The organism is Chryseobacterium sp. II3a (assembly GCF_057815135.1).
Window position 1 is genome coordinate 287,790 of the sequence record NZ_JBYPZJ010000003.1, and the last position, 13,925, is coordinate 301,714.

The following is a 13,925-nucleotide window of genomic DNA, read 5'->3' on the forward strand; positions in this document are numbered from 1 at the left end:
GCGCTACTGTTCACTGCAAAACAATATTAACCTAAAATTAAAACAAAATGCAGTTGACACCAAAAATCAATCAGATTTTAAACCATTTAGAAAAAATACATTCCTTTAATCCTCAAAATCCATTAGAAGATACCCGAAAATATCTTGAAACAATGTCTCTTCAGCTCAGTGGCAGAAAAGAAACTGTAGCTATGATTGAAGAGCTGAACATTCCGGGGGCTATTCATCAGATTCCGGTTAGAGTCTATCGTCCTAAAGGGAAAACAGTTCAAAAATCTCCAGCTATTATTTATATTCATGGTGGATGGTTTATTGCCGGTGGTTATGAAACTCATGATGCAGTAGTTCGTAAGATTGCCAATAGAACAGAGGCTGTCGTTATTTTTGTAGATTATCGTCTTGCTCCGGAACATCCTTTCCCAGCAGGATTGAATGATTGCCTGGATGCTGTACAGTGGATCAGAGAAAATGCAGAGTTATTAGGAATTGATCCGGATCAAATAGGAATTATAGGAGATAGTGCCGGAGGAGGTTTATCAACGGCTGTTTCTACTCAAATTGGAGCTGTTTTTAAGTTTCAGGTTCTGATTTATCCTGCAGTGGATAATCAGCTTAATACCCAATCATGGGAAACTTATGAAAACGGACCTGTACTGAATAAACAAGGCGGAGTAGATGCCTGGAACTGGTATCTTCCCAAGGAAGAAGCTAATAATCCTTTAGCCATTCCTATTTTAATTAAAGATTTTAAAAATACTCCTTCTACCTTAATCATCATTGCTGAGCATGATCCTTTGGCTGATGATGCGAAGAATCTTGCTGAAAATATGAAAAATGCCGGAGTATCTGTTACCACAAGCTTTTATAAAGATATGGTTCATGGCTTTATGCATATGGGAGAGATTTTAGAAGACACTCAATTGGCAGTGAATGAGATGGGTGGTTTTGCTCAGCAGCATTTTAAATAACCAATTTTTAGCAAACTATGAAAAAGTATGCATACATTGGATGTTTAGGATTTATAGCCGTTATTACTACAGAATTTGGAATTATTGGAATTCTTCCCCAGGTTGCGGAACATTATAAAATCAGCATAGACAAGGCCGGGTATCTTTTAAGTGCTTTTGCTTTGGTCATTGCTCTTTCGGGACCTTTTATGACGTTGCTGACTTCAGGAATGGATAGAAAGAAAATAATGACGGCTGCTATCTTTATGTTCCTGTTCACTGGAATTGTCTCTTCCTTTTCACCTCCTTTCTGGCTCTTGATGATGGTAAGAATTCTTCCTGCATTTTTGCAGCCTGTATATATAGCCACTGCATTGTCTGTAGCAGTATCAGGAAGTGACACCAATCATAAAAATGAGCTAATGAGTATTGTTTTCAGCGGAGTAGCCATAGCAATGGTGACTACAGTTCCTTTTGCTACTTGGATTTCGGCCCTCTATTCATGGGAATATTCCTTTATGATACAAGCTGTAATTAGTTTAATTGCTTTGATGATCATTCATTTTCTCCTTCCGCCTATGCCTGTGAAAGAGAAAAAATCTTACGGAAGCCAGATCAAGATATTAAAGCAGCCCGTGTTTATTTTGAGTACCCTCACAAACTTTTTTATGATTACAGCCTGGTTTTCAACCTACAGCTACTTTGCAGATTATTTGGGTAAGGCTAAAGGAATGGATGCTTCTATGGTAAGTTATATGTTATTTTTATTTGGAATTATAGGCATTATTGCCAATAGAATTGCAGGTAAAATGCTTAATAAAAATATAACGGCTACATTGGCATTTTTCCTCTCCGGAACGATACTGATTCCTGTATTGTTATCTTTTTCAGGTAGGAATACAATGACTACGATTATTGTCATTGGAGTGTGGGGATTTTTATATTCACCAAGTTTTCTGAATGCATCTACTTATATGATATCTGCAGCGCCGGATGCGTTGGAGTTTGCCAACAGTCTCGCTACCTCATTCGGCAATTTGGGAGTCACGCTAGGAACGACTATTGGAGGCTGGATTATTATGAGTAAGGGAGTAGAATATACTCCATGGATAGGGTTCGTTTTTGGGATTTTAGCCTTCCTGATGATGATATTGAGAAGTGTATTGGAAAAAAATAGAAGTGTTCTTTCAGGTTGTTTAAAATAAATGTAACAAATTTTATTACATTAAAATAATTCCGTATCTTTGATCTATTAAATTTGAATTAAAATTAAATACAATGAAAATAGAAATATGGTCGGATGTGATGTGTCCGTTTTGCTATATAGGTAAAAATAATTTTGAACAGGCTTTAGAAAAGTTGCCATTTAAAGATGAGGTAGAAGTAGAGTGGAAGAGTTTTCAGCTTGATCCAACTTTAGATTCAAACAAAACTCAGAATACTCTTCAGTATTTCAGAGAGAAAAAAGGAGTTCCTGAATCTCAGGCTTCTCAAATGCTTAATCAGGTTATGCAGATGGGAAAAGGAGCTGGTATTAACTTTGATTTTGAAAAAGCACTCATCATCAATACTTTTAGTGCTCACAGACTCCTTCATTTGGCAAAAAAGCATAATAAATCAAATGAAATGGAAGAAGCCTTGTTTATTGCTCATTTTATAGATGGCAAAAATGTAGGTGACCCAGAAGTATTGATTTCCCTTGCTGAAGGTTTAGGAATCGATAAGAATGAAGCTAAAGAAGCGGTAACTTCTGAGCAATTTGATTATGAAGTGAATCAGGATATTATGGAGGCAAGAAATAACGGTGTTTCCGGAGTTCCTTTCTTTGTTCTGAATGGAAAATATGCGGTTTCCGGAGCACAACCTGTAGAAGTGTTTGAAAATGCATTACAACAGACCTATAAAGAGACAGTAAGTCCTTTTAAAGATCTCTCGGGAAGTAATGGTGCTTCCTGTGATGCTGATGGATGCAGCATTTAATAATTTAACCCCAGGCTATTTTAGTTTGGGGTTTTGTTTAAATATATAATTTATTCTCTATTAATCTTTAGATAGTTTGTATTTACAGCAAAGCTGAATGTTATATCCAAACAACAAATTAAGATTATTTTGTAGCGTTATCTGTGTAATGAGTATTTAAAAGTTGATGAAAATTATTATCGGGATCCAAATACCATAAAACTCTTGTATCTTTGTAATACAGATAAATCTATATTCTTCAATGATAAAAATTAGCAATGAACATCATTATCCTATTGCAGATACTCTATTTGTTTTTGCACTGGATTCTGAAGCAGGGACAGTATTTGATGACAAAAATAAATTAATAACAGGAATCGGGAAGGTAAATGCAGCCATAGAACTTACCAAAGAAATTCATAGCAGAAAACCTAAATTAATTGTCAATCTGGGTTCAGCAGGAAGCAAAGGATTTCATAAAGGAGAAGTGGTTTGCTGCACAAAATTCATCCAGCGGGATATGGATGTAAGAGGTCTCGGATTTAAAATGTATGAAACACCATTATCCGGAATTCCACCCGTTTTGGAATATGGTTTGAAAATGGATGCTTTACAAGAAGGAATCTGTGGGAGTGGAGACAGTTTTGAAATGAATCACTCAGAAACAGACTACAATATTGTAGATATGGAAGCTTATCCTTTAGCCTTGATTGCACAAAAAGAAAATATTCCGTTCCTATGCCTAAAATATATTTCAGATGATGCCGGAAGTGATGCTGCAGATGATTGGAGTGTACAGGTACATCTGGCTTCTGAAGCATTCAAAAAGATATTATTTTCATAAAACTTATATAAAAATGGCATCTATTATTATTAACAAAGCATCTGCTGAAGATACAGATAGTATACAGAAACTGGCTGTTCAGACATTTTCTGAAACCTTTGCAAAAGACAATACGGAAGAGGCCATGGAGAAATACCTAAAAGAAAGTTTCAATACAGAAAAAGTAAAATCCGAGCTCAATAATCCTGATTCTCATTTCTATATTGCATGGGAAGAAGATAATCCGGTAGGGTATTTAAAAGTTAACGGTGGTAAAGCACAGACTGAATTGCAGGATGAAACCAGCCTTGAAATAGAAAGAATTTATGTAAAGAAAAGCCATCATGGTCAAAAAGTAGGGCAACTGCTGTATGACCAGGCTTTGAAAATAGCTCATCAGCTCAATAAATCATATTTGTGGCTGGGTGTTTGGGAAAAAAATCTGAGGGCTTTAAACTTTTACAGAAAGAATGGTTTCGTGGAGTTTGGCAAGCATATTTTCAGACTTGGAGATGAGGAGCAGACAGATTTGATGATGAAGAAAATTCTGGAGTAAAATGATCTCAAAGTATTCACGGAAATGAATTATTTACTCACATGTTTTGGAAATTACGTAGAATTTTAATTGCCACGAATTATTTTATTAGTGCATTTGTGGCAAAAAAAGAAGGGTCACTTTTATTGAAATTTTCATTTTCCTGTACCTTAAATAAAAGCTTATCCCAGCATCAATACAATGAACAATTCAGAATTCTTAAAACAAGTCAATACTTATTATCCGCTATCAGAGGAAACGATTACAGCCTTATTGGATATCTGTAGTGAAGAACAGTACAAAAAGAATGAACTTCTTCTGGAAGCCGGAAATATGGCAAGGTATTACTATTTTATAAAATCCGGTTTGATAGGATATTATACAATAGATGAAGACGGGAACTACATTTACAAGATTTTTTTTGAAGAGAATAGCTTTGTGGCTTCTACTTCTGCCATTATTAAAAATGAACCCAGTGAGTTCAGCATCATTGCGCTTGAAGACTGTTCAGTCATTAAATATCCGGTAAAAGCTTTTCGGGAATTATTAGAAAAGCACCATGATTTGGCCCTGTTTCATCTCCGGTATCTTGAAAAAAACTGGGTAGTAAAAAAAGAACCCCTCGAAGTTTCCTTAAAATTTGAAACCGCCAAACAAAGGTATTTGTCATTGCTTGATCATAAACCTTTACATGACCGATTAAAACAGCATCATATTGCATCTTATCTGGGGATTACTCCCACTCAGCTTAGCCGGATAAAAAAAGAAATCAACAAATTATCCTGAAGACCTATCTATTATAATAAAGTATAAGTAACAGTTTCAATTTTTCCTCTATTTCTTATTTGCACGATAATTTTTCATGATTAATTTATTTTTTTTCACGTAAGTTTTCCTAAATTTACAATAATTCTCATTGTTGGGAATTAAATAAAAGCCACAAAAAATTAATCAACATTCTATTAATTATGAAACTTCATCACACTTATTTCTATCATCCGGAAAATGCGGAAACAAATCAATTCGTTATTGAGCAATTTGAGCAGCAAAATATTTCTATGCAGAAGATTCAGAATGCACTGGGACGCAGCAATCGCTTTATTGTAGCAGAAGAATCTGAAGAAACAACGCTTTCTATGGGAATCGAAGCCGCAAAAGGAGTTCTCAGGGAAAGTAATATTTCGATTCTGAATATCGATATGATTGTATTTGTAACTTCTACGCCTGAACATCATATTCCTTGTGATGCTATTAAGATACATCAGGCATTAGGAGGGAAGCCTAATACTTTATGCTATGATATCAATGTCAATTGTATCGGGGCCTTTGTAGCCCTGGACCAGGTTTCAAAATATCTTGAAGGATCTTTCACTGCTCAGAAAGCACTTGTTGTATGCTCAGAAAAGCTATCCGGTATATTAGATCCTAAAAATCCGGTCACTGCATTTTGTTTTTCAGATTCTTCTTTTGCTTTTATTGTAGAAAAAGATGATTCTTCTTCGGGATTAATGGATGTTCTGTATCATACGGACAGTAGTGTTTGCAATACAGTTATATTTCCTCCTGAAGGATATTCATGTTATAATCTTAATGATGTCACTTTATGGGATAGTAGTTTTGATGGAAGTGGCAGTGTCAATTTTGCATTAGATGATATGGAGGAATTTTTAGAACGTAATGATTTAAATATACAAAAAATAGATCTGTTTTTATTTTCTCAATTTTCACTAAAAAATATTAATACTATTTGTGAGCATTTTAATTTACCCCCGGAAAAGGTTCCGTTCTTTTCAAGAGAAGTAGGATATACAGGCTCTTCAAGCCCTTTTCTGGCATTACACCAATATCAGCAGAAGGTAAGAAAGCTCAAAAGAGGGGAGTATATTCTGATATGGACACTGGGAGCAGGTTATCAGGCAGGATTAATGCTTTGGAAATACTGATACTTTTAAGAGTGTAAAAAATAAATTAACAAAAGCTTCAACATTTGTTGAGGCTTTTCAGTTTTTTCCATTGCAACTTTGCATTGTCAGAAGATCATAGGTATATTAAGTTTTAATTCTTACATTGAGATGAGATGTACTTCATGATCTGCTTATTATTAATTAAATATCGTTAAAGCATGAAAAAGTTAATCAACATTGTTGTTGTTCTTACCGCCTTTGCACAGTTTTCTGCACAAAAAATTATTCATCAGGAAGTTTTCAGTCCCAAAATGAATAAAAAGATCAAAACCATTATCATCACTCCCAACCTACAGCCCAATACAACGTATCCATCCGTATATATTCTTCATGGTTTCAGTGGCAATCCTGACAGGATTATCAAAGAAGATATTCCCGATATCGTTAAGAAAGCCCAGGAGTATAAAACCATTTATGTACTGCCTGATGGGAATTACAGTTCATGGTATGTAGACAGTCCAATTGTAAAAGATTCCCAGTATCAAACCTTTATCGGGAAAGAGCTTGTTGAATTTATAGATAAAAATTATCCAGTAAAAGCTGATAAAAAGTTCAGAGGAATCCTGGGATGGAGTATGGGCGGTTATGGAGCTGCAAATATTGGGATAACTTATAATAAAACATTCGGAATTGTAGGAAGTTCATGTGGCGCTTTAGACTTTAATTCGTTTGGTGAAGGATATAATAAGTATATGGTAAATAAAGTATTGGGACCTTTAGAATCAATAAATCCCAATTCCTTTACAGATAGTAAAATAAAGATAATGGCAGCGGCCGGACAGCGTTATATTTTCGATTGTGGAACGGAAGATGTTCAGATGATCGGGCAAAATAGAAAGTTTCATACAAAGCTTACTGAGCAAAAGATACAACACCTGTATATAGAATCTTTAGGAGCTCATGATACGCAATACTGGAGTCGTTCACTTTCTGAGCAATTAACCTTATTTGACAAGTATTTTAAATAATACATATCATTAAAAATCTTATTAAACCCTTTCTAGGCATTATTCTTAGAAAGGGTTTTTCATTTTATAAAAACTTAGAGTTTTCACCATTCCTGAAGCTGTAGATAATTCAATGAAAAAAGTAGAGCTGTTGCTTGAAGAACATAGATAAATGGGTGAAAAATAACATTGAATGGAAATTTGTAAATTTTATATAAAATCCTTAGTATTCTGGGAAAGAACCTCAATACTCTTTTCCATTTCATCAAAATTTAAATCACCAAAACCTAACCGCATTGCAATAAGATTTTTATTCTGATAGAGTAAGGTTTTGGGAATAAAAAGATTATCCTGGGCACAGCTCCGGCTCAATTGCATCAGATTAATAGGAATATTCCATTCTATCCAAACGGCAAGGCCTCCGGAAGGTTTTTCAAATCTGATAATATCACCAAGATTTTCTTTAAGCAAAACACTGAAATGATCACGTCTTTCCTGGTATACTTTTAACGATTTTTTCAGATAACGGTTAATTTCACCTTCTTCAATCATTTCACCCAGCGTTCTTTCCATCAGAATATCTCCCTGGCGGTCAATGATACCGAGATACTTTCTCATTTCCACCATCAGATTTTCAGGGGCTACTATGAATCCGGTTCTGAATCCGGGCGCTAATGATTTTCCGAAAGATCCTATATAGATGACCATTCCATTCGTATCGGCACTGGCCAGTGGCAAAATCGGACTTTTATCATAATGGAATTCATAATCGTAGTCATCTTCAAGAATAATAAATCCGTATTCATTGGCTAACTCCAGCAATTCCAACCTTCTCTGTGCACTTAAAGCTACAGTGGTAGGGTAGTGATGGTGTGGAGTAAGGTAAAGCATTCTTATTTTCTGTTTTTTACAAGCTTCCCGAACGCTTTCTACGATAATTCCTTCTTCATCAATCGGAAGAGTGACAATATTGACTCCAGCCTTCTGGAAAATCATATTCACAGAAAAATAACTCAGATCTCCGACCAATACTGTGTCTCCTACAGACAATAGGATTTCAGAAACAATATAAATACTCATTTCTGTACTTCGGGTGATCAGAAGGTTGCCCTTGGAAATAGGCAATCCGCGGGATAGATTAAGATATTGTGATAAATGTTCCTTAAAAAACTCACTCCCGTCATGGTTGTAGTGGCCAAATGCTTTCTGATTGGATTTACGCTTAAGGATGGAACTGTAGAACCTAGAATGCTGCCCGATCTGGGTAAGTCTGATATCCGGAACCCCATCATTAAAGACATATTCACAATCCGAATGCTCAAAAGGATTATCTAAAATGTTAGAGGTTTTAAAAGTAAACCCGGTCGCTTTAGGGTAGTTTTGAAGGTTATTTTCTTTAAAATCCTTCACTTTTATAGGTTTTTCCTGATCTTTCCCAATCACAAACGTTCCTTTGTTCGGAAAACTTTCCACCCAGCCTTGTGCAGAAAGTTCATCATATACTGCTACAGCTGTATTCCGGTGTACTTCCAGTATTTCGCTAAATGCTCTGGTTCCCGGAAGTTTGGTTCCAAAAGGTAAAAAACCTCTTTGGATGGCATTCACCAATTGATTGGCTATTTGTAAATAGATAGAAGTTTCTGATTTTCTATCTATTTTAATAAAACTTTGGTAAGGAATCTTAACCGGACTATCCATAATGTAAAAACTGGTACTGTGTAACCATCCGGCAATATACTACTTTTGACATCAAAATAAAAATCTATGGAATTTCATCATCTGCTTAAAAAAATAGTACGGGAGGGACGAACCCATGCCAAGTGGTTAAATACTCTTTCTTTTATGGAAAATGCCGGTGCAAGAAAAATATCAAAGTGTGAACATCCGGTGCTGGTTACTCAAATTCAGTTGAAACATGCTGCAGAAGAGCATAGACACGCTTATTACCTTAAAAAACAGATTGGGAAAATAGATTCTGAATTTTGCAAAACCTATGAAAGCCATGAGCTGCTTGCTTCTGTAGCAACCAGACAATATTTACATTCATTAGATATCAAGGCTTGCAGATATCTCCAGAAAGTATTTAAACTTTCCAAAGAAGATCTCAAATATGCAGCTTATCTATTTGTTACATATGCTATTGAAGTTCGTGCTGATGAACTTTATCCTGTTTATCAACAAATTCTTACAGAAGAATCTTCTAAAATTATGGTCAAGTCTATTATTCTTGAAGAAGAAGGCCATCTTGAGGAAATGATTAATCAGCTTAATGAATTCTCTGAAGATTGGCAGCTGCATGCAGATCATATTCTGAAAATTGAAAAAGAGCTTCATGACCAATGGATCAGTGCAATCGCAGAAGAAGTAGCTCAATTGAACTATGCTTAAAAACATTAGTTATTTTCAGGCAGCACTCCGCAAAAGAAAACAGGAGGGAATTTTAAGGACTTTAAAACCTAAAACTGATGGCGTTGATTTCTATTCTAATGATTATCTCGGATTAGCAAGGAATGAAGAACTTCGTAATAAGTTATTAAAGGAACTCAATGCAAGCCCCCAGCTGCTTTCTGGAAGTACAGGTTCCCGGTTGATTAGTGGAAACAGTACAGTTGCAGATTCTGTTGAAAGCTTTATTGCTGAAAAGCATCAGTGTCAGTCTGCATTGCTTTTTCCATCCGGTTACCAGGCTAATTTAGCTCTGTTTTCAACACTTCCTGGCCGTCATGATACGGTGATTGTGGATGAGCAGATCCACCGTTCGGTACATGATGGATGCAAAATGTCAAATGCAAGGAAATTAAAATTCAACCATAACGATCCTGAACATCTGGAAAATGTTTTAAAAAGGCAGGAAGGGCATTGCTATATTGCTATTGAAAGTCTTTATTCTATGGAAGGGGATCTGGCTCCGATCAGGGAAATTGCTGAACTGGCAAAACAGTACGGAGCTGAGCTGATTGTGGATGAAGCTCATGCTTTCGGTGTTTTTGGATATGGCTTGGTAGAACAATATGGCTTAAAGGATGAGATTAAAGCCAATGTAGTCACTTATGGTAAAGCATTAGGAGCTCACGGGGCTGCAATTCTTTGTCATGAGAGTATAAAATCTTATCTGGTCAATTTTGCCTCTCCATTTATTTATACCACTGCTGCACAAGATTTTCAATGGATGGGTATAAAAACGGGATATGATTTTTTGGAAAACCATCACGAATTGTCTTTACTGCTCCAGGAAAATATTAAAATATTCCGAAAGCAAGGATTGGTATCACCATCTTCGGTAATAAGTCCCATTCAGGCTATTGTTATTCCTGACAACCAGAAATTGAAAGCTTTACAGGAAACATTATCAAAAGAAGGATTCTTAACCTATGCTGTATATAGTCCCACTGTAAAAGAAGGAGCTGAAAGACTCAGAATATGCCTGCACAGCTTCAATACAGAAGAAGAAATTATTAAACTTACAGAAATCATCAAAGATTCTCTGTAAAAAGATGTGATAAAATATTGATTTACAAAACTTAATGAAATTATTTATAACAGGCATAGGAACCGAAATAGGAAAAACTGTTTGTTCTGCCATTTTAGTACAACATTTCAAAGCTGATTACTGGAAACCTGTACAATCAGGAGATCTTCACTATACAGACAGCCATAAAATTGCAAACTGGACAGATGATACGGTTTGCTATCCCGAAACTTACCGTCTTCAACTGGCTGCATCACCGCATCAGTCGGCAAGAGCGGAAAACATACAGATTCATCTTAATGATTTCAAACTGCCGGAAACACAAAACTCCCTGATCGTAGAAGGAGCAGGAGGGCTTATGGTTCCGCTTTCTGATGACACTTTTATGATTGATCTGCTTGAAAGACTAAGACTTCCTGCTGCGCTCGTAGTAAGAAATTATTTAGGATGCATCAATCATACATTGCTCTCCATTATGGCGCTTCAACAAAGAGATATCAAGCTTGAGTACCTTATTCTCAATGGAGAATTTCCTGAAGATACCGAAAGGGTTATCTGTAATTATATTAAAAAAGAAACAAAAATTATCAAGATTCCTGAAATAAAAAGTACGGATCAAGAACATGTAGCACTGGCTGCACAACAATTAAAAAAAACAAAATTAAGATAATGGATAGAACTACAACCAGAAACAACTGGACTAAAGAAGAAATAGAAGAAATTTATCATTTGCCTCTTATGGAGTTGATTTATAAGGCAGCAACTGTACATCGTGAATGGCATGATCCTTCTGAGGTGCAGATCTCTACTTTATTATCTATTAAAACAGGAGGCTGCCCGGAAGACTGTTCATACTGTGGACAGGCTGCCCGCTATCACACCAATATCAAAGTGCAGGCCTTGCTTCCTACAGAAACCGTAATTGCTCATGCTCAAAAAGCAAAAGACAGTGGTTCATCCCGTTTCTGCATGGCTGCTGCCTGGCGTGAAGTTCGTAACAACCGTGATTTTGACAGGGTCATTGATATGGTAAAAGGAGTTAATGAACTTGGACTGGAAGTATGCTGCACCTTGGGAATGCTTACTGAAGAACAGGCTGTGAGGCTTCAGGAGGCAGGATTATATGCCTACAACCATAATCTTGATACTTCTGAACAGTATTATGAAGAGATTATTTCCACCAGAACATTTGACAACCGAATCAATACCATCAATAATGTCCGCAAAGCAGGAATTACAGTGTGTTCCGGTGGGATTATTGGCCTTGGTGAAACCCATAGAGACAGAATTTCCATGCTATTAACGTTAGCTACTATGCCTAAGCATCCGGAATCTGTTCCTATCAATGCTTTGGCAAGAGTAGAAGGAACTCCACTGGAGGATAATGAGAAGGTAGATCCATGGGAAATGGTAAGAATGATCGCTACAGCAAGAATTGTGATGCCGGCTTCTATGGTAAGATTAAGTGCAGGGCGTATAGAAATGACAGAAACAGAACAGGCATGGTGTTTTATGGCAGGAGCTAACTCCATTTTCACAGGAGAAAGAGAAACGCTTTTGGTTACGCCTAATCCAGGGGTGTCTGAAGATATGCAGATGCTGGAAACGCTTGGATTAAAACCGATGATGAAAAAAGAAAGCTGCTGCTAAATGATTATAAATAATGAGTCATGAGTTTCTGGATTGTAATTATGTATATTTTGAGCTTTGTTCAAGAATTACTTATTAAGCTCCTTGATTCTTAGTTTTTATAGATTTAAACGCCAAAACCGCAATGAGAAGCATAATGAAGCTGCATATTTTTTGTCCGCGAGGGCATTGCATTCAGCAGAGAAAAGTATATCAATCAACGGCTTCTAGCTGAGTGAAACGCCTTAGCAATCTTGAAGATTATACTACAAGATTATAAAACCTTAGCGACACTGCGTTAAAAACAGAAAATAGTACTGCTTTCAAAAAAGCATCAATACATTTATATCAAATATGGATACAATAACACCAACCAGTCTTCAGGAAAGGGATAAATCCGTTAACTGGCATCCTTATACCCAGATGAAAACGGCTGACAATATTATTCCCATTGTAAAAGGGAAAGGCCTTTACCTTTTTGATAATGAAGGTAAAAAATATATGGATGTCGTCTCTTCATGGTGGGTAACCCTGCACGGACATTCACATCCTTATATCGCTCAACGGATATTTGAACAACTCAATACTCTCGAACAGGTTATTTTTGCAGGGTTTACTCATGAACCGGCCACTCAGCTTTCGGAAAGACTATTAAAGCTTTTGCCTGATAATCAGGACAAGGTTTTCTATTCGGATAATGGATCTACAGCTGTAGAAGTAGCTTTGAAAATGTGTATTCAGTATGCACATAACCAGGGAAAAGAGAAAACGAAAATTCTTGCTTTTAAAAATGCATATCATGGCGATACCTTTGGGGCGATGTCTGTAAGCGGAAAAAGCTATTGGACTAAACCCTTTGAAAGCAGGCTCTTTGAGGTTATTTTCATTGATACACCTAATACTGAAAACATTGAAAGCCTGCAATCGCAAATTAAAGATCTTGCTGATGAGGTAGCTTGTTTTATTTATGAACCTTTAGTTCAGGGAGCTGCGGGAATGTTGATGTATAAGGCAGAAGATCTGAACCGCTTAATGAAATTCTGCAGGGAGCAGGGAGTGCTGATGATTCAGGATGAGGTTTTTACTGGATTTGGAAGGACCGGAAAACTTTTCGCGGCTCATTATCTTACTGAAAAGCCAGATATTATGTGTTTTTCAAAAGGCCTGACAGGCGGAACAATGCCAATGGGGATTACAACATGCTCCAAAACGATCTATGAAGCTTTCTGGTCTGATGATAAATACAAAACACTTTTTCACGGACATTCATTTACAGCCAATCCTTTAGCCTGTACGGCGGGATTGGCAAGTATGGATTTATTACTTCAAGAAGATACCCAAATGAATATCAAACGTATTTCTCAGCAGCATTCAACGTTTATTAAAGTGCTGGCTTCTCATCCACAAGTTGAAAATGCCCGCCAGATCGGAACTATTCTGGCATTTGATTTTAAAACCGGACATGGTACTTCCTATTTTAATGAAATCGGGAAAAGACTTTATAATGAGTTTTTACAAAGAGGAATCATTATGCGCCCATTAGGAAATGTTCTTTATCTGGTTCCGCCATATTGCATTAGTTCTGAAGAACTGAATGTTGTGTATCAGAATATTCTGGAGGTGCTGGATCAGTTTAAAGATTGAAAATCTTC

General features: G+C 36.3%; 14 protein-coding genes. 13 read left to right on the plus strand and 1 reads right to left on the minus strand.

Going from position 1 to position 13,925, the window contains the following annotated elements; genetic code table 11:
• The first annotated feature begins 47 nt into the window (after positions 1 to 47).
• From AC3HD6_RS09840 to AC3HD6_RS09875, 8 genes are all read left to right on the plus strand, one after another.
• Positions 48 to 968, plus strand: coding sequence for an alpha/beta hydrolase (locus AC3HD6_RS09840; protein WP_488896170.1), 921 nt, complete (start codon positions 48 to 50; stop codon positions 966 to 968).
• Positions 969 to 985: 17 nt separating this feature from the next.
• Positions 986 to 2,152, plus strand: a complete 1,167-nt coding sequence (locus AC3HD6_RS09845; RefSeq protein WP_488896171.1) for an MFS transporter — start codon at positions 986 to 988, stop codon at positions 2,150 to 2,152.
• Between the two features lie 73 nt (positions 2,153 to 2,225).
• A complete protein-coding gene (locus AC3HD6_RS09850; RefSeq protein WP_488896172.1) occupies positions 2,226 to 2,927 on the plus strand; it encodes a DsbA family oxidoreductase in 702 nt (233 codons plus the stop codon).
• A gap of 241 nt (positions 2,928 to 3,168) precedes the next feature.
• Complete coding sequence (locus tag AC3HD6_RS09855; RefSeq protein ID WP_488896173.1) at positions 3,169 to 3,750, plus strand: 5'-methylthioadenosine/S-adenosylhomocysteine nucleosidase family protein; 582 nt, start codon at positions 3,169 to 3,171, stop codon at positions 3,748 to 3,750.
• Positions 3,751 to 3,763: 13 nt separating this feature from the next.
• Positions 3,764 to 4,285, plus strand: a complete 522-nt coding sequence (locus AC3HD6_RS09860; RefSeq protein WP_488896174.1) for a GNAT family N-acetyltransferase — start codon at positions 3,764 to 3,766, stop codon at positions 4,283 to 4,285.
• Between the two features lie 180 nt (positions 4,286 to 4,465).
• Positions 4,466 to 5,050 carry a Crp/Fnr family transcriptional regulator gene (locus AC3HD6_RS09865; RefSeq protein ID WP_488896175.1) on the plus strand — a complete coding sequence of 195 codons (585 nt, stop codon included), beginning with the start codon at positions 4,466 to 4,468 and terminating at the stop codon, positions 5,048 to 5,050.
• Positions 5,051 to 5,232: 182 nt separating this feature from the next.
• Positions 5,233 to 6,207, plus strand: a complete 975-nt coding sequence (locus AC3HD6_RS09870; protein ID WP_488896176.1) for a 3-oxoacyl-[acyl-carrier-protein] synthase III C-terminal domain-containing protein — start codon at positions 5,233 to 5,235, stop codon at positions 6,205 to 6,207.
• 179 nt (positions 6,208 to 6,386) lie between these two features.
• A complete protein-coding gene (locus tag AC3HD6_RS09875) occupies positions 6,387 to 7,196 on the plus strand; it encodes an alpha/beta hydrolase (protein WP_488896177.1) in 810 nt (269 codons plus the stop codon).
• 189 nt (positions 7,197 to 7,385) lie between these two features.
• Here AC3HD6_RS09875 and AC3HD6_RS09880 read toward each other — a convergent pair whose 3' ends face one another.
• On the minus strand, positions 7,386 to 8,873 hold the full coding sequence (locus tag AC3HD6_RS09880; protein WP_488896178.1) for an aminotransferase-like domain-containing protein: 1,488 nt from the start codon (positions 8,871 to 8,873) through the stop codon (positions 7,386 to 7,388).
• 66 nt (positions 8,874 to 8,939) lie between these two features.
• Here AC3HD6_RS09880 and AC3HD6_RS09885 point away from each other — a divergent pair, with 66 nt between their 5' ends.
• The 5 genes from AC3HD6_RS09885 (at position 8,940) to bioA (ending at position 13,917) form a co-directional block, all read left to right on the plus strand.
• Positions 8,940 to 9,563, plus strand: coding sequence for a hypothetical protein (locus AC3HD6_RS09885; protein ID WP_488896179.1), 624 nt, complete (start codon positions 8,940 to 8,942; stop codon positions 9,561 to 9,563).
• Positions 9,556 to 10,665, plus strand: coding sequence for an aminotransferase class I/II-fold pyridoxal phosphate-dependent enzyme (locus tag AC3HD6_RS09890; RefSeq protein WP_488896180.1), 1,110 nt, complete (start codon positions 9,556 to 9,558; stop codon positions 10,663 to 10,665). The genes AC3HD6_RS09885 and AC3HD6_RS09890 overlap by 8 nt, the downstream gene beginning before the upstream one ends.
• A gap of 34 nt (positions 10,666 to 10,699) precedes the next feature.
• Complete coding sequence (gene bioD, locus AC3HD6_RS09895) at positions 10,700 to 11,314, plus strand: dethiobiotin synthase (RefSeq protein WP_488896181.1); 615 nt, start codon at positions 10,700 to 10,702, stop codon at positions 11,312 to 11,314.
• The gene (gene bioB / locus AC3HD6_RS09900) at positions 11,314 to 12,294 is read left to right on the plus strand and encodes a biotin synthase BioB (RefSeq protein WP_390881142.1); all 981 of its coding nucleotides are present in this window, start codon (positions 11,314 to 11,316) and stop codon (positions 12,292 to 12,294) included. The genes bioD and bioB overlap by 1 nt, the downstream gene beginning before the upstream one ends.
• Before the next feature lie 333 nt (positions 12,295 to 12,627).
• Positions 12,628 to 13,917, plus strand: a complete 1,290-nt coding sequence (gene bioA / locus AC3HD6_RS09905) for an adenosylmethionine--8-amino-7-oxononanoate transaminase (RefSeq protein WP_488896182.1) — start codon at positions 12,628 to 12,630, stop codon at positions 13,915 to 13,917.
• Positions 13,918 to 13,925: the final 8 nt, after the last annotated feature.